This window comes from Testudinibacter sp. TW-1 (genome assembly GCF_050613185.1).
GTDB lineage: Bacteria > Pseudomonadota > Gammaproteobacteria > Enterobacterales > Pasteurellaceae > Chelonobacter.
In genome coordinates, this window is record NZ_CP192511.1 from 428,765 (window position 1) to 449,364 (window position 20,600).

Genomic DNA, 20,600 nt, shown 5'->3' on the forward strand with positions numbered 1-20,600 from the left:
TCAATACACGTTTTGTATTAACCTAAAAACGGTAAGAGGCGGAAAAATCAAAGGTGTTCAACTTAAGCTTATCATCGCCGTGTTTTAAGTTGGAACGAAGATATTCAACGCCTAGCTCAATATCCGAATCCAACGCATAACGCACGCCTGCGCCATAACCAAATCCTTTAAAATTGCGTTTGTCGTTATTCAAATTCTCAAATTTGATCTCGGAATAGTTATAGTTCACTTTACCGAATCCCAATAAATTCGGGGTGATACGGTAGCCTTGCGCATAGCCCAGTGCGTAGTGATCACGCTGCTTAATCTTGGAGCGGGAAGAATTACTGATATTCAAGGTGTCCGATTCCCCCAGTTTATCGCCGAATAATTTGATTGAAGCATAAGGCAGACCGACAAAATCATTACCGTAATCAAAACCGTAATCGCCGATTAAATTAAGGGAAGTAAAACGTTTAAACGAAACCTCGGTGCCGCCGCTGGCGGTGCCTTTGTTCGTCGCTAAATTCAAACCCACGGACGGACCGACAAAGGTCTGTCCTGCCGGTGCCGCCTGCACCGCACTTGAGGCGGCAAGCGCCGCGAATAAAACGGGAAGTAATAATTTTTTCATTGTTTTCTCCTTGCAAAATGAAAATAGTGTCAATCTTAATTGATGGTATTTTAACCAAAGTCGCTTCATCTGACTAGCGCTAATTGCCGTCGTTTAATGGTGGGAAAAAACCAAGGTGAAATCTTCAAACATCGGCCACACATCGGCATCAAAATCGCGTTTCAACACCCGTTCGATCTCCGCCAGTTTTTGCAAGAGACGAAACAGATCGGCGTAGCTCATACGTTGCATTGCTTTGGTGAAAAACAGGCGGCGGTTTTGCCACACCCGCAAACGATCAAATTGTTGCCGTAACTGATGTAACGGTAATGGATCGGCGCTGTTAAGCATACTTTCTGCGCCGCTTAACTGTAAAATCGTCATCAACTCTTTTTGTGCACTGCGTAATAAAATCAGCGGCTGTATTTCTTCCTGCCGCAGCGCATGCAAAATCCGCACTGCTCTTTTGGTTTTGCCTTCCAGCATGGCGTCTAACCATTGATAAGGGGTAAAGACCGAAGCCTGCTCGACACAGGTTTTGGCTTTAAGATAGTTGATTTTGCCCTCGGGATAGCGCAATTTGAGCAAATTTAGCAGCTGTTTCAGTGCCAATAAGTTGCTTTCATAGCTATAACTCAACAGTTGCACCGCTTCGTTGTCAAGCTGTAACGCTTCGTCCTTGGCGCGCTGCCGGATCCACTGCGGCAGTTGTTCGGCGGTCGGAGTTTGGCAGTTCACTAACACGATCGCCCCGCCGGCATACTGTTCAAGTGCGGTAAACCATGCCTGTTTTTCGGTTTGCAGATTAAACTTCGCCACTTGCAGAATCAGTAAAATATCTTGGTGTAACAATTCAACCAAGGTGGCTAGTTTTTTTTGTACCGTTTGGCTGAGATTGTCCGGCAGCGTCAGAATAAGCACCGATTTTTCAGAAAACAGACCGCGTGCTTGGCAATGTTGATAAATCTCATCCCAATCGCTGTTGTTATCAATCGTTCGGGTTAAGATCTCATCAAATTGTTGTTTTTTGGCGGCTTGTAATAAAGCTTGGCGCGATTCGTCCAATAACAGTAAATCTTGCCCGAGCAACAGATAACTCGGGGCAAGACTTTGCGCTAGCTGGTTTTTCAATTGAACGGCTGGAATTCTTTTCATGGCGTGTGCTTACGGCACTACGGCGTGTCCAATTGCTTTTGCAAACTGATGATTTTAATAATCAGTTGGCGTGCCGCTTGGCTGCGCATATCATTGTAAATCACATCTTCTTCCGCGGATTTTGCCAAGGCTGCACGGGAATCGTCAAAAAATGTGCGGCTGTTGCGCAAGCTTAACGGAAATTCGCCGCGCCCCGGCACATACATCGTTGCATTCAGATTCAGACTGAGTAACTTTTCCGCCTCTCTGCCCTGCTTAAATACCGAAACCACATTGGACGAGAGCGTATGCTCTTTAATGCGTAATTCCGGTACATCGCCGCTTTGCACAATCTTGACCTGATGTAAACGTAATTGGTTACGCACTTCACGTGTCAGATAATCATAGGGTTCGGCGCTTTGCAACTTGATGGTTCGGAATTCCTTTTCGATTCCGCCTTGGTTGGCAAATTGAAAACCGCAGGCACTCAATAAAAGTGCGCTACAACACAGTAACAAGGTATAGGTTTTTTTCAGCATAATTTGAATCCTTATGATCAGAAACCGCACTTGGACTAAAAGTGCGGTCAGCATGGCTTATTTTGCAACGAAGCTCAACAATTTGCCCGGCACATAAATCACTTTGACGATATTCAAACCGTCCAAGTGGCGCGCGACGTTATCATCGGCAAGTGCGGTTTGTTTAATCGCCTCTTCCGCCGCGTCGGCCGCCACGGTGAATTTGCCGCGCACCTTGCCGTTCACTTGCACCACGATCAGTTTTTCATCGTCGATCATCGCCGCTTGATCCGCTTCCACCCACGGTGCGAAATCGATGGTATCGCTGTTGCCCAGCGCTTGCCATAAGGTAAAGCAGATATGCGGCGTGATCGGATACAACATTCTCACCACCGCACTTAGCGCTTCCGCCATCACCGCGCGATCCTGTTCGCTGGCTAACGGCGCACGGGTCAATTTGTTCATCAACTCCATAATCGCCGCAATCGCGGTGTTAAAGGTTTGGCGGCGACCGACATCATCGCTCACTTTGGCGATGGTTTTATGCAAATCGCGACGCAATGATTTTTGATCCGCACTTAATGCTGCCAAATCCAAGGCTGCCGTTGCCGGATTTTTCTGATATTCAAACACCAAATTCCATAGGCGGCGTAAGAAACGGTTCGCCCCTTCCACGCTCGCCTCTTGCCATTCTAAGGTCATTTCCGCCGGCGACGCAAACATCATAAACAGGCGCACGGTGTCCGCACCGTATTTTTCCACCATTTCTTGCGGATCGATACCGTTGTTTTTCGATTTGGACATTTTGGTCATACCGGCGTGCACCAGTTCATGTCCGTCTTTATCCACCGCTTTGCTAATGCGACCTTTGTCATCGCGCTCGACCGTGACTTCGGTCGGCGATACCCAGATACGTTCGTTCGATTCGGAAATATAGTAGTAAGCGTCCGCCAACACCATGCCTTGACACAACAATTTGTTCACCGGTTCATCCGCTTGCAGTAAGCCCGCATCACGCAGCAGTTTGTGATAGAAGCGGAAATACAACAAGTGCATGGTGGCGTGTTCAATGCCGCCGATATATTGATCGACCGGCAGCCAATAATTCGCTTCTTCGCTGTCTAGCATCCCGCCTTGGTATTGCGGGCAGGTGTAACGGGCGTAGTACCACGACGATTCCATAAAGGTGTCGAAGGTATCGGTTTCACGCAACGCAGGCTGCCCGTTAAACGTGGTTTTCGCCCAGTTCGGGTCGGCTTTAATCGGGCTTTGCACACCATCCATCACCACATCTTCCGGCAGAATCACCGGCAAATCGTCCATTGGCACCGGCACAACCTCACCGTTTTCCAAGGTCAACATCGGAATCGGGGCGCCCCAGTAACGCTGACGGGAAACGCCCCAATCGCGTAAGCGGTAATTCACTTGACGTTTGCCGACATTCAAACTTTCCAGTTCATCGGCAATCGCATTAAATGCCTGCTCAAAATCCAAACCGTCAAATTTACCGGAGTTGATCAACACGCCGTAGTCGGTGTACGCTGCTTGGCTGATGTCAGGTTGTTCGGCATCGCTCGGACGAATCACGGCGTTAATCGCTAAAGCGTATTTTTGCGCAAATTCATAATCGCGTTGATCGTGCGCCGGCACAGCCATCACTGCGCCCGTGCCGTAGTGCATTAACACGAAATTCGCCACCCACACCGGTACTTTTTTGCCGGTTAACGGGTGAATCACTTCCAAGCCGGTCGCCATCCCTTTCTTTTCCATGGTGGCGAGATCCGCTTCGGCAACTTTGGCATTTTTGCTCTCAGCGATAAACTGCGCCAATTCAGGATTATTCAACGCCGCTTTTTCCGCCAACGGGTGCGCTGCTGCCACCGCTAAAAAGGACACGCCGAACAAGGTATCAGGGCGCGTGGTGTAAACCGCCACGCTGTCATCACTGTCGGCAACTTGGAAGATGATTTCCACGCCCTCGGAACGCCCGATCCAGTTGCGTTGCATACTTTTCACTTGATCCGGCCACTGCGGTAAGCCGTCTAAACCCTGCAATAATTGCTCGGCATACTCGGTGATTTTCACAAACCACTGCGGAATCTCTTTTTGCACCACAGGGGTGTCGCAACGCCAACAGCGACCTTCATCAACCTGCTCATTCGCCAATACGGTTTCATCGTTCGGACACCAGTTCACCACTGAGGTTTTTTTATAAACTAAACCCTTTTTATACAGCTCGGTGAAGAACCACTGTTCCCATTTGTAGTATTCCGGTTTGCAGGTGGTCAGTTCACGATCCCAATCATAACCGAAGCCGAGCATTTTCAATTGCTGTTTCATGTAAGCAATATTTTCATAGGTCCAAGGTGCAGGTGCGGTTTTGTTTTTGATCGCCGCATTTTCCGCCGGCATACCGAATGCGTCCCAGCCAATCGGCTGCAATACATTTTTGCCGTTCATCCGCTGATAGCGCGCCACCACGTCGCCGATGGTGTAGTTGCGCACGTGTCCCATATGTAAACGTCCTGACGGATAAGGGAACATCGAGAGGCAGTAGTATTTTTGTTTGCTTAAATCAATCTTGGCGGCGAACACTTTGTTATCCAACCAATAATTCTGCACTTTCGGTTCAATCTGATCCGGACGATATTGCTCTTGCATAGCGAAATTACCTTTTATCAACACAAAAAACCGCACTTTTGCGGTTAAATAGAAAATGGGATATAGAATAGCTTAGAATGGCGCAGAATAACAGAATTTATTGCGCTTGGCTTGGTGCAAAACAGCGCAAAATACAGCATAGGAAAAAGCATAGTAACAGCTCAAATTATAAACAAATCCTAACCTTTCGCCGCAATATAACGCTTCGCCCAAGCCGATAAAAAATCGGTGACATAGACTAACAACAGATAGCACAACAAATACAGCGTGATTTCGGAATAATGGAAAAAACTCATGGCTAACTTAAATTGCATGCCTAATCCGCTAGCCCCGACAAAACCCACAATTAATGTGGCGCGAATAATATTTTCCATGCGGTATAAAATATAATTTAAAAAGCTCGGCATGACACTAGGATAAATCCCGTAAAACAGAATTTGCAGTTGTGAAGCCCCATTTTGGGCTAAATGACGGATCGGTTTTTCATCCATCTCTTCAATCACTTCACCACATAATTTACCTAATACCCCGAGGTTATGAATGGCGAGAGCCAAAGCGCCGGGCACAATGCCGGGTTTGAAGATAAAGACTAAAATCATCGCCCACATCAGTTCAGGAACGGCACGACTGAACAAAAAGAAAAAACGACTAATATGATAAGCCACTTTGTGATACCAATGGGCTTGAAAACCTAATTTCCCCTGTACCACATTGCGAGCGGAAGGCAAGACTAAAATAAACGTAGCAATCGCGGCAATGCCCGTCGCCAAAATGCTCATCACAAAGGTTTCCCAAGTCAGCACTAACGCCTTTTGCCACATTTCAGGATCAAGATAAGCCGGTGTTTCTTCGCCTACCCCTAACATGCCTTCCATAAATTCAACTAAATAATCCCCGTTTTCAGCGCGAAAGAGATCAGATAACGCATTAGGTTGATCTTTTAGAATATACAGCCAAGACCAAACAATTAAGCCTAATACCGCCCAAAAGGAATATTTTATAAAATGGCGATCAACATGTTGTGATAATTTATTCATTATTTCACTCTCTTTCTCACCGCATAGCTCCAGCGATCAATCAAGACGATCAGCGCGACCAAGAAAATCAAAAAGGTCCAGACTTGATCATAGCGTAAATCCTGCAAGGAAAGCTGAATTTGCATACCGATACCGCCCAAGCCCACAAACGACAGCACGGAAGAGGAACGAATGGCACATTCTAGGCGATACATGGTGTAACTCAACATCATCGGCAAGGCTTGCGGCAAATAGCCGTAAATCAGTAATTGCCGCGGAGTGGCTCCGGCTTGTTTTAAAGCGGCGATAGGTTTATAAGGCACTGCTTGCAAGGTATCCGCAAAAATTTTACCGAGATAGCCGGAATACGGAATTGCCAACGCAAAGACCGCACCGATTGGATTTAAGCCCACTGCGGCGACAAAAAACCATGCCCAAATCAGTTCGTGGATAGCCCGCAAAAAACCGAGAATTGCTCTCGCAGCCGTTTGTAAGCATGTTGAAGGAAGTAATACGCCGGAAGCAAAAATCGCTAAGAAAAATCCGCCAATTAACGCTAAGGAAAGCGTAAGTAACGCATAAGCAAAGGTGAGCAGGCTGGATTGCAATGCTAATATTAATAATTCAGGCGACAAATCAGGCTGAAGAAGACTTGAAAATAGCCGTTGCAGCGTTGTCCAACCGCCGGAATGCATAATGCCTTTTTCATGATCAATGGCAAACAGGCTCAACAAAAATGCCAACAACAACATTAACGTGAGAAAATTACGGCGTTCAGTCAATGATAATTTCATCTTGTACTAATCCGTATAAGGCATTAAGTTGTTGTTGGGTAACTTGATTGGTTTGCAGATCAAATACGATTTTGCCTGCTTTAATGCCGATCATGCGATCAAAATAGGCTTTGGCATATTCCACCGAATGCATACTGGCAATCAGGGTTTTATTTTGTTTTCGCACCAGTTTTGTTAAGAGTGCCAACACATTTTGAGCATTCACCGGATCAAGAGCGGAAACCGGTTCATCCGCTAAGATCAACATGGGATTTTGTACCAATAAACGCGCAATCGCAACGCGCTGTTGTTCGCCACCGGATAATTCTGTGGTCGGTTGATTAATTTTTTCCTGTAATCCCACCGCACTTAGGGCTTGTTCGGCAATATGGCGTTGTTGCGGTTTAATCAGAGAGAGTAAAGATTGCCATAGCCCCCAATGATTCAATCGACCGGCTAACACATTATGTACAACTTCCAGTTGTTTCACTAAGTCGTATTGCTGATGTAACATGCCGACTTTTTGGGCATATTCTTTGTTATTGCGATAATCCTGAATATTTTTATGATCAATGAAGATTGCGCCGCTTGAGAGTTCGATGGAACGCATAATCGCATTCATTAGGGTTGATTTTCCCGATCCGCTTGGACCGACCAGCGCAATAATTTCACCTGCTTGAATATTGAGTGAGACTTGGTCTAATACAATTTTTTCATTAAAATGTTTGGCAACATTTTGTAAAGAAAGGAGATATTGAGACATAAATAATCCTTGTGGGAATGTATTAATGGCATATCCTAAAATATGCCATTAGCGATCTATTGATCTTTTAAATATGTTATTTAAGCTCAAATTGAGCTTTTTTAGCCTAGCACGGCAAAGCCGTACTAGGTTACGCATAGATCAGCCGCTTTGCGGCTGCTTTAGAGAGGCAAAGCCTCTCCCCAATGCTTAACCGATTGCGACCGTAGGTCGCTGTCGAATAAAATTATTTAATTAACTTTAACTCTTTTGCGACTTTCTCAATATCGTTGTAGTTGTCATTATTTGTTTCGATAAACTTCTCAGCGGAAAGTAAATTCATTACCTCAGAACTTGAGTTATCGGCTTTTAATAATGCGGCTTTCACTTTTTCTTTGGTACCTTCGCCGAATTTTTTATCGACTAAATTGATGGTCCAGTTGTAATCGTAGTATTCGGGCGTAGTATAAAATAACGCCACTTTGCTGCTATCTACTTTGCCTTCTGTCACCATTTTGTCCCAATACTGTTTATTTACCGCACCGATTTGTACACTGCCCGCTTCCACTAAACCGTAGGTTTTATCATGTGAACCACTGTAAGTAGGCTGTGAGTCTAAATCCTTTTCCGGATTGATACCCGCTTCAGATAAGAAAAAACGCGGCATTAAGTGGCCGGATGTCGAACTTTCGCTACCGAAAGCCAAAGTGTGACCTTTCACATCCTTGATGTCTTTCACATTTTCAAGTGCGGTTTGTTTAATAAACACAGACTGGAATGTTTCATCTTGCGGACGCTGTGCGATAGCTTCAGCACCTTCTACTCGTGCACGCGCCTGCACACCGGTTAAACCGCCGAACCAGACTAAATCAATTTCCCCGCGGCGGAATGCGGTCACTACCGCAGCATAATCTGTGACAGGCACATATTGCACGGTTAATCCGGTTTCTTTGCCTAAATAATCGGCAAAGCTATCGAATGAACGGGTCATTTCAGTGGCGTTATAATCAGGAATGGCACTAATTTTAAAGGTGGTGTTGGCGAACAACGTTGTCGGGCTAAGTAAGACACTTAACGCCGCAAAACCCGTCGCAAAACTTGCAAACAGTTTTTTCATATTTTCTCCGAATTTTGAAAGGTTGCTAAAATGGATTTAGCATTTTTTTAGATATTCATTCTCAAAAATGAACTGTGGAAAGATACGAGATTTAAACGAAAAAAACAAGGGGCATTTTGTAATAGCTTAATTCCTTGTAAGCTAAAATTGCTGATAATTTTTAACCGCTCTTTGATAAAAAAACTGCTGATCTTCCCAACGCAACAGGGTCATATAGTTGCCCCACACACAGCCGGAATCGAGGGCGTAAATGCCTTTTGGCATGGTTTCGCCGACGAGGCTCGCCCAGTGTCCGAAGATAATCGGTTGCTGTTGATAAGTGGCGTTATCCAACTCATACCACGGGAATAAATCCGGCGGCGCTTCGGCTAACGTGGTTTTACAAGCAAAATCAAGGCGGTGATCGGCGTAGCAGAACCGCATGCGGGTGAAGGCGTTGATAATATAACGCAGCCGTTCTATCCCTTTCAGCTGCTTGTTCCAACGATCCGGTTGTTCGCCATACATCTCTTTAATCAACGTGCGGTAGTCGCCCTGTTGCAACACCGCCTCCACTTCCGCCGCGCTTTTCTTGGCTCGGCGCAAAGTCCAATCGGGGCTGATTCCGGCATGGCACATAATAAAACCATACTTAGGGTGCTGACGCAGTAACGGCTGATGGCGTAACCAGTCAATCAATTCTTCAAAATCGTCGGCGGCAAAAATCGTATCGACCCGATCTTTTTTCTTAATCGATTTCAATCCAAGTGCGGTGGCGATCAGATGTAGATCGTGATTGCCTAATACGGTTTTGGCACTTTCGCCCAATGATTTAACAAAACGCAAGCATTCTAACGATTTATCACCGCGAGCCACCAAATCGCCGACCAGCCACAGCTCGTCCCGTTGCGGATCAAACCGCACTTTGTCTAACAGCAGTTGCAGTTCGTCAAAACAGCCTTGCAGATCACCGACGATATAGGTTGCCATTACTTGCTCCTATTCTTCGTCCGCTGAAATTTGCCCACGCTCGACTTGCGGCGGATTGTCCGCCAGCCAGTCGGCTAAACGGGCATAATCGGCAAGCGCCAGATTTTCCGCACGCGCATTTTGATCAATCCCAAGTGCGGTCAACTGCTCTGCGCTAAACAGGGTGGAAAGTGCGTTACGCAAGGTTTTGCGCCGTTGGTTAAAGGCTTGGCTGCACACCCGATTGAGCCAATACAGATCTTTTACCGGATGTGGCAAGCTGGCGTGCGGAATCAAACGCACCACCGCCGAATCCACTTTCGGTGCCGGTTTAAATGCGCTCGGCGGTACTTCCAACACCGGAATCACCCGACAGAAATATTGCGCCATAATGGTTAACCGCCCGTAGGCTTTGCTGTTCGGTCCGGCACACAAGCGTTTCACCACCTCTTTTTGCAACATAAAGTGCATATCTTGAATGCTGTCGTAGTAGTTGAACAGGTGGAACATCAACGGGGTGGAAATGTTATACGGCAAGTTGCCGAACACCCGCACTTTTTGCCCGGCTTGCTCAAACAGTTGACGAAAATCGACCTGCATTACATCTTGTTCAATCACGGTCAGTTTTTGGTGTAAAAACGGATGATGGCGCAAACGTTCGGCAAGATCGCGGTCAAGTTCAATCACGGTTAAATGATCCAACTGCTCCGCCACCGGCTCGGTCAATGCGCCCAAGCCCGGTCCGATTTCGACCAGATATTGATCTTTTTGCGGATAAATCGCCGCGACGATCCCTTGAATCACGTTTTGATCGTGTAAGAAATTCTGCCCGAAGCGTTTCCGCGCGGTGTGCCCTAAATGTTTTTTTGAATTCATAAATCGTTGGTCTGTTCACAAGAAAATTGTTGCTAAGTATAAAACAAAAATCCCGCCAAGTGCGGGATTTTTAAAAGTGCGGTCAGATTAATCCAGGATTTTAATCTCGGCGCGTTTGCGCAAGCCGCTGATCCAATCCCGCGCTTCCGCCTGTGCTTGTTTGTTGACGATTTGCTCGTAGGCTTTTTGACGGTAGAAGTCATCGGTGCGATCACCTTTGCGCGTTTCCGTCACTTGTAAAATATGCCAGCCGTGTTCGGTTTTAAACGGTTGCGAAATCCCGCCTTGTTTGCTACTGCGCACCACTTTGGCAAATTCCGGCACATAAATTTCCGGGAAGGCAAAGCCCAAATCACCGCCTTTATCACCGGATAAATAATCTTTGGAATTGGCTTTTGCCGCCGCTTCAAAGCTGGTCTTCTTGGCGAGAATGTCGGCACGGATTCGGCTTAATTCCGCTTTGGCTTTAGCGTCGGTCAAAATCGGGTTGGTTTTTAACAGAATATGGCGCACGCGGTATTCGGTCGCGGTGTGTTTTTGCACTTTACCGCGCTTTTGCGCCTGTTGTCGCAAGCTATTGCCGAGTTCTTCAACCTGTTCGCGGGTCACTTCAATACTTTTGCCGATATTTTGTTGCCGCACTTCGTTCATCAACAGTTGATGTGCAATTTGATTGCGGTATTGGTGATAATTAACCCCTTGATACTCCAAGACATCTAACAGTTGTCCCCAAGTTAGCCCGTTGCTGTCGGCAATACTTTGGAACACCTGATCAACCTGCCCGCCGCTAATCCGCACCCCGGATTCACGAATCGCTTGTTGCACCAGAATATCATCAATAATGCCGTCTAAGGCTTTTTGACGGTTGCCGGCATTATCCGCCTTTTTACCCAGCTCTTTTTTGACTTGGCTTGCCAGAATCGGATAACCATTCACTGTTGCGACGACTTTTTCTGCTGCGCTCGCTTGTAATGGCAACATACACGTTACCAAAAACATGAGGCTACAGATAAATTTTGCTTTGATCTTGTTCAATTTCATTGTTCTTCCAATTCTCATCAGTAAAAGGATACGTTGCTTAGAACCTATTTTTGCAAAAAAATTCCCATTAATTGGGATAATAGCTGACAATCGCTTAATTATTCAACAATTTCAGCCTCGTCCCAAACAGATTTAATCGGCGGCATAGCCGTCCGAAGGCAATTGTTGCTGATCCAGATAGGCTTTGCCGTCTTGCAAACGCAAACGCCCATCGGCAAACCAAGCGACCACCAGCGGATAAATTTGCAATTCTTGCGCCTTCACGCGATCAATCACATCCTGCTCTTGATCATCGCTGAAAATCGGCACTTTGGCTTGTAGCACAATCGCACCGGCATCCACTTCTTCATTCACAAAATGCACCGTGGTGCCGTGTTGCCGCTCGCCCGCTTCCATGGCTCGACGATAGGTATCCAAGCCAGGATATTTGGGTAATAACGACGGGTGGATATTCAGAATTCTATCGGCAAACGGCCGGATAAACGCCGGGCTGAGGATTTTCATATAACCCGCCAAGACGATTAAATCCACTTGTTGCTGCTGCAAATAGCCGGCAATCGCCAAATCCATGGCTTGATTATCGGCATAGGCTTTACGCAAGAAAGTGCGGTTTTCAATTCCCGCCTGTTGCGCCCGTTGCAAGCCGTAAGCCTCGGCTTTATTGCTGACCACGGTCACGATTTTGCCGTTAATCCGTCCGCTTGCGCAGGCATCGAGCAATGCCTGCAAATTGCTGCCGTCACCGGAAATTAAGACTGCAATTCTGATCATACGACCGGCATAACCACTTGTTGGCTTTCATCACTGCCCAACGCCTCAATCTGTCCGATCACCCACGCTTTTTCGCCGGCTTGTTGCAATAAGGCAAGTGCGGTTTCCACGTCGTTTTGCGGTAGGGCAATCACCATCCCGACGCCACAGTTAAAAGTGCGGTACATTTCGTGGCGATCAATATTGCCTTGTTGTTGCAGCCAATTGAAAATGGAATCCCACTGCCAACTGCTTTCATTAATCACTGCTTTCACGTGCGCCGGCAAAACGCGCGGAATATTTTCCCAGAAACCGCCACCGGTCAAATGAGAAATAGCGTGCACGTCAACGTGTTTGATCAGTTGTAATACCGATTTCACATAAATTTTGGTCGGCGCTAACAGATGTTCCGCCAATGGTTTGCCGTCGAGCAATTCGGTTGCGGCGTCTGCGCCGCTCACTTCCAACACTTTGCGAATCAACGAATAGCCGTTAGAGTGCGGTCCGCTGGAAGCAAGCGCAATCAGGCTGTCGCCAACTTTCACTTTGCTGGCATCGATAATCTCGCTTTTTTCCACCACGCCGACACAGAAACCGGCCAGATCATAATCGCCCGCATGATACATACCCGGCATTTCCGCCGTTTCGCCGCCGACCAAAGCGCAGCCGGACTGTTCGCAACCGTCGGCAATGCCTTTAATCACGTCTGCCGCCACATCCACGTCCAGTTTGCCGGTCGCATAATAATCAAGGAAAAACAGCGGCTCCGCCCCTTGCACCACCAAATCGTTGACGCACATCGCAACCAAATCCACACCGATGGTATCGTGTTTATTCAAATCAATCGCCAGACGCAGTTTTGTGCCGACGCCGTCCGTGCCTGAAACCAGCACCGGCTCTTTATATTTGCTCGGGATAGAACACAAGGCTCCAAAACCACCAAGTCCGCCCATCACTTCCGGACGGCGGGTTCGTTTGACATCTTCTTTAATTCTGTCAACCAAATCATTACCTGCATTAATGTCAACGCCGGCATCTTTATAACTTAATGATTTCTTTTCCACGATGAGTTCCTGTTTCAGTTGTTTAGCTAAAAGACATAGTTAGAATCAGCACCGCTTTACGGTGTGCATAATTCAAACGGTGATAATTGTAACATGCCCGGTTAATTATTGGCGATAGCTAAATTCAGGTATCACGACGCCGTCCGCTTTTTCGCGGACATTCGGCAAAATTAACGCGGCTTGATATAAAAAGCTATTAATTCTTTAACCTATCTATTAAAATTTAACAAATAAACAAAAGGTCACCAGAACCTAAGCAAGGAGCAGAAAATGAAACTGGTTCAAGTCAAACACCCTCTCATCAAGCATAAACTCGGTTTAATGCGCGCCGCTGAAATCAATACTAAAAACTTTCGCCAACTTGCCACCGAGGTCGGCAGTCTGCTGACCTATGAAGCCACCGCCGATTTAGAAACGGAAAAAGTGATTATCGACGGTTGGAACGGCCCGGTCGAAGTTGAGCGGATTAAAGGCAAAAAAGTCACGGTTGTGCCGATTCTGCGCGCCGGATTGGGGATGATGGACGGCGTGTTAGAACATATTCCAAGCGCGCGTATCAGCGTGGTCGGCATGTACCGTAATGAAGAAACCCTCGAACCGGTGCCGTATTTCCAAAAACTGGCGGGGGATTTGGAAGAGCGGTTGGCGATTGTGGTCGATCCAATGCTTGCCACCGGCGGTTCAATGGTCGCGACGATCGACTTATTGAAAGCCAAAGGCTGCCGTTCAATCAAAGTTTTGGTGTTAGTGGCTGCGCCGGAAGGGATTGCCGCCTTGGAAAAAGCCCATCCCGACGTCGAGTTGTACACCGCGTCGATTGATGATCACTTGAACGAACAAGGTTATATCATTCCGGGCTTAGGCGACGCCGGTGATAAAATTTTCGGCACCAAATAATTAAGCGGAATCAATATCATGCAAAATTCTATTCCGGTACATGACGATCTGCCGGCACAAAGCCAAATCAAGCAGGCGTTCGTCGGGCTGCAAATGTTATTCGTGGCTTTCGGTGCGCTAGTCCTAGTGCCGTTGATTGTCGGACTTGACAGCAATACCGCACTTTTGACTGCCGGTGTCGGTACGTTATTATTCCAACTCTGTACCCGTCGCCAAGTGCCGATTTTCCTCGCGTCCTCTTTCGCCTTTATTGCGCCAATGCAATACGGTATCGCCACTTGGGGCTTGCCGGTGACAATGGGCGGCTTGATGGGCGCAGGCTTGGTTTACGTGGCATTAAGTGCGTTGGTTAAATTAAAAGGCGCCGGCATTTTGCAGCGGGTGTTTCCGCCGGTGGTGGTCGGTCCGATTATCATGATTATCGGTATGGGGCTGGCACCGTTAGCGGTGAATATGGCGCTAGGCAAAGGCGGCGACGGCTCACAAATTTTCCCGTATCAACAAGCGGTTTTGGTTTCGATGGCAACCTTGCTGACCACGCTCATCGTCGCCGTGTTTACCAAAGGCTTAATGCGCTTAGTGCCCATTATGTTCGGCATTACCGTCGGTTATATTCTGGCGTTAACAATGGGCTTGGTTGATTTCAGCGCCATTGCCAAAGCCGATTGGTTCAGCCTGCCGACCTTGACCACCCCGGAATTTAAGCTGGAAGCGATTCTCTATTTGCTACCGATTGCGATTGCACCGGCGATTGAACACGTCGGCGGTATTATGGCGATCAGCTCGGTCACCGGCAAAGATTTCTTGAAACAGCCGGGATTGCACCGCACTTTACTCGGTGACGGAATCGCCACTTCCGCCGCCTCGTTCTTAGGGGGGCCGCCAAATACCACTTATGCCGAAGTGACCGGCGCGGTAATGCTGACCCGTAATTTTAACCCGAATATCATGACGTGGGCGGCGGTGTGGGCGATTGCAATCTCGTTCTGCGGCAAAGTCGGCGCGTTCCTGTCCACGATTCCGACCATAGTGATGGGCGGGATTATGATGTTGGTGTTCGGCTCGATTGCCGTGGTCGGCATGAGTACGCTGATTAAAGCGCAAGTCAATGTCTCCGAACCGCGCAACCTGTGCATTATCTCGGTGGTGATGACTTTCGGTATCGGCGGTATGATGTTAAATGTCGGCGAAGTTTCGCTCAAAGGTATCAGTTTATGTGCCATTGTTGCCGTGATCATGAACTTGGTTTTACCCAAAGCCAAGGAAGAACCCCTTATCTAATCAAAAGCAGGTGAACGTTTGACAACCGCAGTCCAACTGACATTGCCGATTCAACAGCTTGATGATTTGACCCTGGAAAATTTCTGCGGGGAAAATAACCGGCTGTTGCTTGAATCGTTGCGTCATCACCTGCAACAGCGGCAACAGCAATTTTTTTATCTGTACGGTGAAAATGGCAGCGGCAGAACGCACTTGCTCAAAGCCTGCTGCCATTATCTGTTTGATCGCGGCGCCAGCGCCAGTTTTATTCCGCTCAAACACGCAAGGCACCTTTCGCCTGATGTGTTGGATAACTTGGAAAGTCAAGATCTGGTCTGCATTGATGATCTGCAACTGATCGCCGGGCAAGCGAAGTGGGAAACCGCACTTTTCGATTTATATAACCGGATTAAAGAGCAAAAACGCACCATTTTGATTCTGAGCGGCGACAGCTCGCCGCGTAACCTCGCCATTTCCCTCAATGATCTCCGTTCCCGTCTGAGTTGGGGCGAAATCCACAAACTACAACCGCTTGATGAAATACAAAAACTGAAAGCCCTGCAACAACGCGCCTACTTACGCGGCTTGGAACTGCCGGACGAAGTCGGGCTGTTTTTGCTCAAACGTTTGGAACGGGATACCCAAAGCCTGTTTGACACCCTGCAACAGCTGGATCAAGCGTCGCTACAGGCAAAACGCAAACTCACCATTCCGTTCGTCAAACACTGCTTAAATTTATAAGATTTCCAACACCGCTTGCGGCGGGCGCCCAATTCTCGCCTGTTCGCCGTTGATCACAATCGGGCGTTCCAGTAATGACGAATGTTGCGCAATCGCCGCCAAACGCTGCTCTTGGGTAAATTCGGGATTATCCAGCCCTAAAGTGCGGTACAGTTCATCATTGACCCGCATCATTTCGCGCACATCACTAATCCCCAATCGACGGCGAAGTTGCTGCAACTCGGCGACCGAGTAATGCTTCTGCAAATATAATTCGACTTCAGGCCGAATCCCTTGTTCTTCTAATAACTTCAAGGTTTCCCGGCTTTTTGAACATTTTGGATTGTGTAAGATTTTTACGCTCATGGTTTTCTCCTCATCAATTTTGTCGCTTGGAAAATAGTTTTAATCTTTCTTTAAGTCAATAACTTGTTATAATCAAAAAGTCTGATTTACTTGACCATAGGAAAATGACCATGTGGGAAATGTTTCAAAAATGGTATAAACGCCGCTTTACTGATCCACAGGCCTTAGGGCTATTCGCCATTTTATTTTTCCTCTTTATTGCCATCTATTTTTTCAGCGGGATTATCGCGCCGCTGTTGATTGCCTTGGTGCTGGCTTATCTGCTGGAAGCACCGATTGCCTTTCTATCCGAAAAACTCAAACTGCCGCGGATTGCGGCCGTCAGTATTACCTTATTGCTGTTTGTCACCCTAATCGTGTTTATCACCATCGTTGTTGTACCGCGTTTGTGGACACAAACCATCTCATTGGCACAAGATTTGCCGAATATGATCAATCAACTGCATGTCTGGCTACTGACCCTGCCGGAACACTACCCGGATCTGATTGACTATCCGATGTTGGATTCTTTGTTCAGCAATGTCCGTACCAAATTATTGGCTTTCGGCGAGTCTGCCTTGCGTTACTCCCTTTCCTCATTATTGAGTTTGGTCACTATCGGGATTTATGCGTTTTTAGTGCCGTTAATGGTATTCTTTTTAGTTAAAGATAAAAATGAATTAATTCAAGGTGTTATGCGTTTCATGCCGCGTAACCGCACTTTAGCCTCGCAAGTATGGTTGGAAATGAAAACCCAAATTTCCAACTATATCCGCGGTAAATTTGTGGAAATCATAATTGTGGGCGTGTTTACCTACATTCTATTCCTCTTTTTCGGCTTGCGCTACCCACTCCTGCTGGCGGTTGGGGTCGGTCTATCGGTGTTAGTGCCTTATGTCGGCGCGGTGTTAATCACTATTCCGATTGCGCTGGTGGCATTGGTGCAATACGGCGTAACACCGACGTTGTGGTATTTGATGTTAGGCTATATCATCATCCAAATTCTGGACGGCAACCTGTTAGTGCCGGTGCTGTTCTCTGAAGCCGTGAATTTGCACCCGCTGACGATTATTCTGGCGGTATTGATTTTCGGCGGTTTGTGGGGGTTTTGGGGCGTATTTTTTGCCATCCCGCTGGCAACACTGGTGAAAGCCGTGGTCAATGCCTGGCCGTCGAATGAAGAGGGCGAACAATATTAAAACACATCCCAAGTGCGGTTCAAACCGCACTTTCCCCTTTTTGACCGCCTCTTCGATAATCCCAACTAAAACCTTGCTGAAATCACATTTTTGCATATTGCTACTTGCCGGTTTAAAACCGCTTCCCTATACTGCCCCCTCTTGTCGGAGTGCCAATCCTTATTGGCTGAGACCGTAAATCGGGATCCGTGGAACCTGCTCGGGTTAAGACCTGCGAAGGGAACAAGTCAATCGTCGAATACTCAACATGATGATTTTCCAAGATAGGGAAAGCCGCATACATCAAAGTGCGGTCTATCTTGCTCCACACCTATTTTCTGCCGCTCCGGACAAGCACTTCTGTTTATTATTTGATATAAAGGAATTTGCCATGTCTGACACCCAATCTCTGCAACAAAACGGCCGCCGCCAAAAACGAGCAGCGGCACAGCAATTTATCAACGAGTTGAAGGGGACGCATTACCCCAGCTCAAAACGTATTTATCTGCAAGGTTCTCGTGCCGATATCCAAGTGCCAATGCGTGAAATCCAACTGAGCCCGACCTTTCTCGGCGGCGATAAAAACAATCCGCAGTTTGAAGCGAACGAACCGATTCCGGTCTACGATACGTCCGGCGTTTACGGCGATGAAACCGCGGAGATCAACATCAACCAAGGCATTCATCCCTTGCGTAGCCAGTGGATTGAAGAACGGCAAGATAGCGAAGTGCTCGGTTCGGTCAGTTCCGAATATACCCAATCCCGTTTGCAGGATAGCGCCTTGGATCAATTACGTTTCCAATGGCAACGCTCGGCACGGCGGGCGAAAACAGGCAAAACCGTGACTCAGCTGCATTATGCGCGCCGAGGCATTATTACGCCCGAAATGGAATTTATCGCCATTCGGGAAAACATGGGGCGCGCCCGGATTCAAAGTGCGGTGCTCTTGCAGCAACATCCCGGACAGGGCTTCGGCGCAAACCTGCCATCCGCAATCACCCCCGAATTTGTCCGACAGGAAGTTGCCGCCGGACGGGCGATTATTCCGTGCAATATTAATCACCCTGAATCCGAACCGATGATTATCGGGCGCAATTTTCTGGTGAAAGTCAATGCCAATATCGGCAATTCAGCCGTCAGCTCCTCAATTGAGGAAGAAGTGGAAAAGTTGGTCTGGGCAACGCGTTGGGGAGCCGATACGGTGATGGATCTCTCGACCGGGCGCAATATTCACGAAACCCGCGAATGGATTTTGCGCAACAGCCCGGTGCCGATCGGCACGGTGCCGCTCTATCAAGCATTGGAAAAAGTGAAAGGCGTTGCCGAACACCTAACTTGGGACGTGTTTAAAGACACGCTGATCGAACAGGCGGAACAAGGGGTGGATTACTTCACCATTCACGCCGGCACGCTACTGCGCTATGTGCCGATGACCGCCAAACGCCTGACCGGAATTGTGTCGCGCGGCGGCTCGATTATGGCGAAATGGTGTTTGTCGCACCACCAAGAGAATTTTTTATATACGCATTTCCGTGCGATCTGCGAAATTTGCGCCGCTTATGACGTTTCGCTCTCGCTCGGTGACGGCTTGCGTCCTGGTTCGATTCAAGACGCCAATGATGAAGCCCAATTCGCCGAGCTTTACACCTTAGGCGAGCTGACGAAAATTGCGTGGGAGTATGATGTACAAGTGATGATTGAAGGCCCTGGGCATATTCCGATGCAGATGATTCAGCGTAATATGACCGAGGAATTGGAACACTGCCACCAAGCGCCATTCTATACCCTCGGGCCACTCACCACCGATATTGCTCCCGGTTACGATCATTTTACTTCCGGAATTGGTGCCGCCATGATCGGTTGGTTCGGCTGTGCCATGTTGTGTTATGTCACGCCGAAAGAGCATTTGGGCCTGCCTGATAAAGACGACGTCAAACAAGGGTTAATCACCTATAAAATTGCCGCCCATGCCGCCGATCTTGCCAAAGGTCATCCGGCAGCGCAAATTCGGGATAATGCGATGTCGAAAGCCCGCTTTGAATTCCGTTGGCAAGATCAATTCAATCTGGCATTAGACCCCGAAACCGCCCGCGCCTATCACGATGAAACCCTGCCGCAAGAATCCGGCAAAGTCGCCCATTTCTGCTCGATGTGCGGGCCGAAATTCTGTTCGATGAAAATTTCACAGGAAGTCAGGGATTATGCCGCAGCGCTCCCTGCGGAACAGCAACTGGGGCTCGCGGAAATGGCGCAACAATTTAAACGAAAAGGCGGAGAGATTTACCACATTCCGACAGATTTAAGCTAAACGCCTAAACACGGTAAACCGCACTTTTGGTTTACCGTGCCAAATAATCCAGCACCACCCGGGCATGATCTTTGGTTTTAAATTTATCAAACACCTGCTCAATCATCCCATTTTCATCAATCAAAAAACTGATCCGGTGAATGCCGTCATAGCGACGTCCCATAAATTGTTTCTCGCCCCACACCCCGAACTGCTCGGCAACCTGATGATCAGGGTCAGACAACAAAGTGAAATTGAGCGCCTTTTTCTCTTCAAAAGTACGCAATTTTGCCGGCAGATCCGGACTAACGCCCAGAATAACCACTCCCAGTTGCTCCAACTGCCGCTTAGCGTCACGCAAATCGCAAGCTTGGGTGGTACAGCCCGGCGTCAGTGCTTTCGGATAAAAATACAATAACACTTTTCTTCCGGTAAAATCATCCAAGCTGACCTGATTGCCCCGTTGATCCGCCAAGGTAAATTTCGGTGCCGCAACACCGCACTTTAATATTGATAACATCTTTACTCTCCAAAATTAGCGAAGGATACCGCACTTAAACTACCATTAAATCAAGCCGTTTTCACTTTTTTTGATTTATCTGCCGGAAAATAAAAAAACCACTTGCAAACTACGACAAATTTGGCAATCTAGAATAATCAAACGATTTCATCAATAAAGCA

General features: G+C 47.5%; 20 protein-coding genes and 1 riboswitch. Of the genes, 5 read left to right on the forward strand and 15 right to left on the reverse strand.

The features are described 5' to 3' along the window. Window positions 1–22 precede the first annotated feature (22 nt). The 13 genes from ACQ31U_RS02085 to purM form a co-directional block, all read right to left on the reverse strand. Window positions 23–613, reverse strand: coding sequence for a porin family protein (locus ACQ31U_RS02085; protein WP_431053443.1), 591 nt, complete (start codon window positions 611–613; stop codon window positions 23–25). A gap of 93 nt (window positions 614–706) precedes the next feature. Continuing rightward, a complete protein-coding gene (holA, locus tag ACQ31U_RS02090; RefSeq protein ID WP_431053445.1) occupies window positions 707–1,747 on the reverse strand; it encodes a DNA polymerase III subunit delta in 1,041 nt (346 codons plus the stop codon). A gap of 17 nt (window positions 1,748–1,764) precedes the next feature. Further along, window positions 1,765–2,265: an LPS assembly lipoprotein LptE gene (lptE, locus tag ACQ31U_RS02095; protein WP_431053447.1), complete on the reverse strand. Its 501-nt coding sequence runs from the start codon at window positions 2,263–2,265 to the stop codon at window positions 1,765–1,767. A gap of 57 nt (window positions 2,266–2,322) precedes the next feature. Continuing rightward, window positions 2,323–4,905: a leucine--tRNA ligase gene (leuS, locus tag ACQ31U_RS02100; protein ID WP_431053449.1), complete on the reverse strand. Its 2,583-nt coding sequence runs from the start codon at window positions 4,903–4,905 to the stop codon at window positions 2,323–2,325. Window positions 4,906–5,084: 179 nt separating this feature from the next. Beyond that, window positions 5,085–5,942, reverse strand: a complete 858-nt coding sequence (locus tag ACQ31U_RS02105) for a PhnE/PtxC family ABC transporter permease (protein ID WP_431053451.1) — start codon at window positions 5,940–5,942, stop codon at window positions 5,085–5,087. Further along, a complete protein-coding gene (locus tag ACQ31U_RS02110) occupies window positions 5,942–6,715 on the reverse strand; it encodes a PhnE/PtxC family ABC transporter permease (RefSeq protein WP_431053452.1) in 774 nt (257 codons plus the stop codon). Before ACQ31U_RS02110 ends, ACQ31U_RS02105 begins: the two co-directional genes overlap by 1 nt. After that, entirely contained in the window at window positions 6,696–7,457 is a 762-nt protein-coding gene (locus ACQ31U_RS02115; protein ID WP_431053453.1) for a phosphonate ABC transporter ATP-binding protein, read from the reverse strand. The genes ACQ31U_RS02110 and ACQ31U_RS02115 overlap by 20 nt, the downstream gene beginning before the upstream one ends. Window positions 7,458–7,683: 226 nt before the next feature. After that, window positions 7,684–8,553 carry a putative selenate ABC transporter substrate-binding protein gene (locus ACQ31U_RS02120; RefSeq protein ID WP_431053454.1) on the reverse strand — a complete coding sequence of 290 codons (870 nt, stop codon included), beginning with the start codon at window positions 8,551–8,553 and terminating at the stop codon, window positions 7,684–7,686. 141 nt (window positions 8,554–8,694) lie between these two features. Further along, a complete protein-coding gene (gene apaH, locus ACQ31U_RS02125; protein WP_431053455.1) occupies window positions 8,695–9,522 on the reverse strand; it encodes a bis(5'-nucleosyl)-tetraphosphatase (symmetrical) ApaH in 828 nt (275 codons plus the stop codon). A 9-nt stretch (window positions 9,523–9,531) separates the two neighbouring features. Then, the gene (rsmA, locus tag ACQ31U_RS02130) at window positions 9,532–10,377 is read right to left on the reverse strand and encodes a 16S rRNA (adenine(1518)-N(6)/adenine(1519)-N(6))-dimethyltransferase RsmA (RefSeq protein WP_431053456.1); all 846 of its coding nucleotides are present in this window, start codon (window positions 10,375–10,377) and stop codon (window positions 9,532–9,534) included. Window positions 10,378–10,464: 87 nt separating this feature from the next. After that, a complete protein-coding gene (locus tag ACQ31U_RS02135; RefSeq protein WP_431053457.1) occupies window positions 10,465–11,418 on the reverse strand; it encodes a peptidylprolyl isomerase in 954 nt (317 codons plus the stop codon). A gap of 132 nt (window positions 11,419–11,550) precedes the next feature. Continuing rightward, complete coding sequence (purN, locus tag ACQ31U_RS02140) at window positions 11,551–12,189, reverse strand: phosphoribosylglycinamide formyltransferase (RefSeq protein ID WP_431053458.1); 639 nt, start codon at window positions 12,187–12,189, stop codon at window positions 11,551–11,553. Further along, window positions 12,186–13,232, reverse strand: a complete 1,047-nt coding sequence (purM, locus tag ACQ31U_RS02145; protein WP_431053459.1) for a phosphoribosylformylglycinamidine cyclo-ligase — start codon at window positions 13,230–13,232, stop codon at window positions 12,186–12,188. Before purM ends, purN begins: the two co-directional genes overlap by 4 nt. A gap of 270 nt (window positions 13,233–13,502) precedes the next feature. Here purM and upp point away from each other — a divergent pair, with 270 nt between their 5' ends. From upp to hda, 3 genes are read left to right on the forward strand one after another with little or no spacing between them, the layout of a single operon-like run. After that, complete coding sequence (gene upp / locus ACQ31U_RS02150; RefSeq protein ID WP_431053460.1) at window positions 13,503–14,129, forward strand: uracil phosphoribosyltransferase; 627 nt, start codon at window positions 13,503–13,505, stop codon at window positions 14,127–14,129. A gap of 18 nt (window positions 14,130–14,147) precedes the next feature. Next, on the forward strand, window positions 14,148–15,410 hold the full coding sequence (locus ACQ31U_RS02155) for a uracil-xanthine permease family protein (protein ID WP_431053461.1): 1,263 nt from the start codon (window positions 14,148–14,150) through the stop codon (window positions 15,408–15,410). Window positions 15,411–15,428: 18 nt separating this feature from the next. Further along, window positions 15,429–16,130: a DnaA inactivator Hda gene (gene hda, locus ACQ31U_RS02160; protein ID WP_431053462.1), complete on the forward strand. Its 702-nt coding sequence runs from the start codon at window positions 15,429–15,431 to the stop codon at window positions 16,128–16,130. Here the strand turns inward: hda and arsC are convergent. Beyond that, the gene (arsC, locus tag ACQ31U_RS02165) at window positions 16,125–16,475 is read right to left on the reverse strand and encodes an arsenate reductase (glutaredoxin) (RefSeq protein WP_431053463.1); all 351 of its coding nucleotides are present in this window, start codon (window positions 16,473–16,475) and stop codon (window positions 16,125–16,127) included. The genes hda and arsC overlap by 6 nt on opposite strands. 110 nt (window positions 16,476–16,585) lie before the next feature. On the opposite strand from arsC, the gene ACQ31U_RS02170 reads away from it, so the two are divergent. Together ACQ31U_RS02170 and thiC are read left to right on the forward strand one after the other, a co-directional pair. Beyond that, window positions 16,586–17,653: an AI-2E family transporter gene (locus tag ACQ31U_RS02170; protein WP_431053464.1), complete on the forward strand. Its 1,068-nt coding sequence runs from the start codon at window positions 16,586–16,588 to the stop codon at window positions 17,651–17,653. A gap of 135 nt (window positions 17,654–17,788) precedes the next feature. Next, window positions 17,789–17,892: riboswitch (TPP riboswitch) on the forward strand. A 131-nt stretch (window positions 17,893–18,023) separates the two neighbouring features. After that, a complete protein-coding gene (gene thiC, locus ACQ31U_RS02175) occupies window positions 18,024–19,940 on the forward strand; it encodes a phosphomethylpyrimidine synthase ThiC (protein ID WP_431053465.1) in 1,917 nt (638 codons plus the stop codon). A gap of 31 nt (window positions 19,941–19,971) precedes the next feature. Here the strand turns inward: thiC and bcp are convergent, their stop codons facing one another. After that, window positions 19,972–20,439, reverse strand: a complete 468-nt coding sequence (gene bcp, locus ACQ31U_RS02180; protein ID WP_431053466.1) for a thioredoxin-dependent thiol peroxidase — start codon at window positions 20,437–20,439, stop codon at window positions 19,972–19,974. Between the last annotated feature and the right edge of the window lie 161 nt (window positions 20,440–20,600).

Coding starts and splice junctions, on each gene's coding strand:
- upp (WP_431053460.1), top strand. CDS start 13,503: ATGAAACTGGTTCAAGTCAAACACCCTCTCATCAAGCATAAACTCGGT.
- rsmA (WP_431053456.1), bottom strand. CDS start 10,377: ATGAATTCAAAAAAACATTTAGGGCACACCGCGCGGAAACGCTTCGGG.
- ACQ31U_RS02115 (WP_431053453.1), bottom strand. CDS start 7,457: ATGTCTCAATATCTCCTTTCTTTACAAAATGTTGCCAAACATTTTAAT.
- ACQ31U_RS02105 (WP_431053451.1), bottom strand. CDS start 5,942: ATGAATAAATTATCACAACATGTTGATCGCCATTTTATAAAATATTCC.
- ACQ31U_RS02135 (WP_431053457.1), bottom strand. CDS start 11,418: ATGAAATTGAACAAGATCAAAGCAAAATTTATCTGTAGCCTCATGTTT.
- apaH (WP_431053455.1), bottom strand. CDS start 9,522: ATGGCAACCTATATCGTCGGTGATCTGCAAGGCTGTTTTGACGAACTG.
- arsC (WP_431053463.1), bottom strand. CDS start 16,475: ATGAGCGTAAAAATCTTACACAATCCAAAATGTTCAAAAAGCCGGGAA.
- lptE (WP_431053447.1), bottom strand. CDS start 2,265: ATGCTGAAAAAAACCTATACCTTGTTACTGTGTTGTAGCGCACTTTTA.
- thiC (WP_431053465.1), top strand. CDS start 18,024: ATGTCTGACACCCAATCTCTGCAACAAAACGGCCGCCGCCAAAAACGA.
- bcp (WP_431053466.1), bottom strand. CDS start 20,439: ATGTTATCAATATTAAAGTGCGGTGTTGCGGCACCGAAATTTACCTTG.
- ACQ31U_RS02110 (WP_431053452.1), bottom strand. CDS start 6,715: ATGAAATTATCATTGACTGAACGCCGTAATTTTCTCACGTTAATGTTG.
- holA (WP_431053445.1), bottom strand. CDS start 1,747: ATGAAAAGAATTCCAGCCGTTCAATTGAAAAACCAGCTAGCGCAAAGT.
- ACQ31U_RS02170 (WP_431053464.1), top strand. CDS start 16,586: ATGTGGGAAATGTTTCAAAAATGGTATAAACGCCGCTTTACTGATCCA.
- leuS (WP_431053449.1), bottom strand. CDS start 4,905: ATGCAAGAGCAATATCGTCCGGATCAGATTGAACCGAAAGTGCAGAAT.
- ACQ31U_RS02085 (WP_431053443.1), bottom strand. CDS start 613: ATGAAAAAATTATTACTTCCCGTTTTATTCGCGGCGCTTGCCGCCTCA.
- purN (WP_431053458.1), bottom strand. CDS start 12,189: ATGATCAGAATTGCAGTCTTAATTTCCGGTGACGGCAGCAATTTGCAG.
- ACQ31U_RS02120 (WP_431053454.1), bottom strand. CDS start 8,553: ATGAAAAAACTGTTTGCAAGTTTTGCGACGGGTTTTGCGGCGTTAAGT.
- ACQ31U_RS02155 (WP_431053461.1), top strand. CDS start 14,148: ATGCAAAATTCTATTCCGGTACATGACGATCTGCCGGCACAAAGCCAA.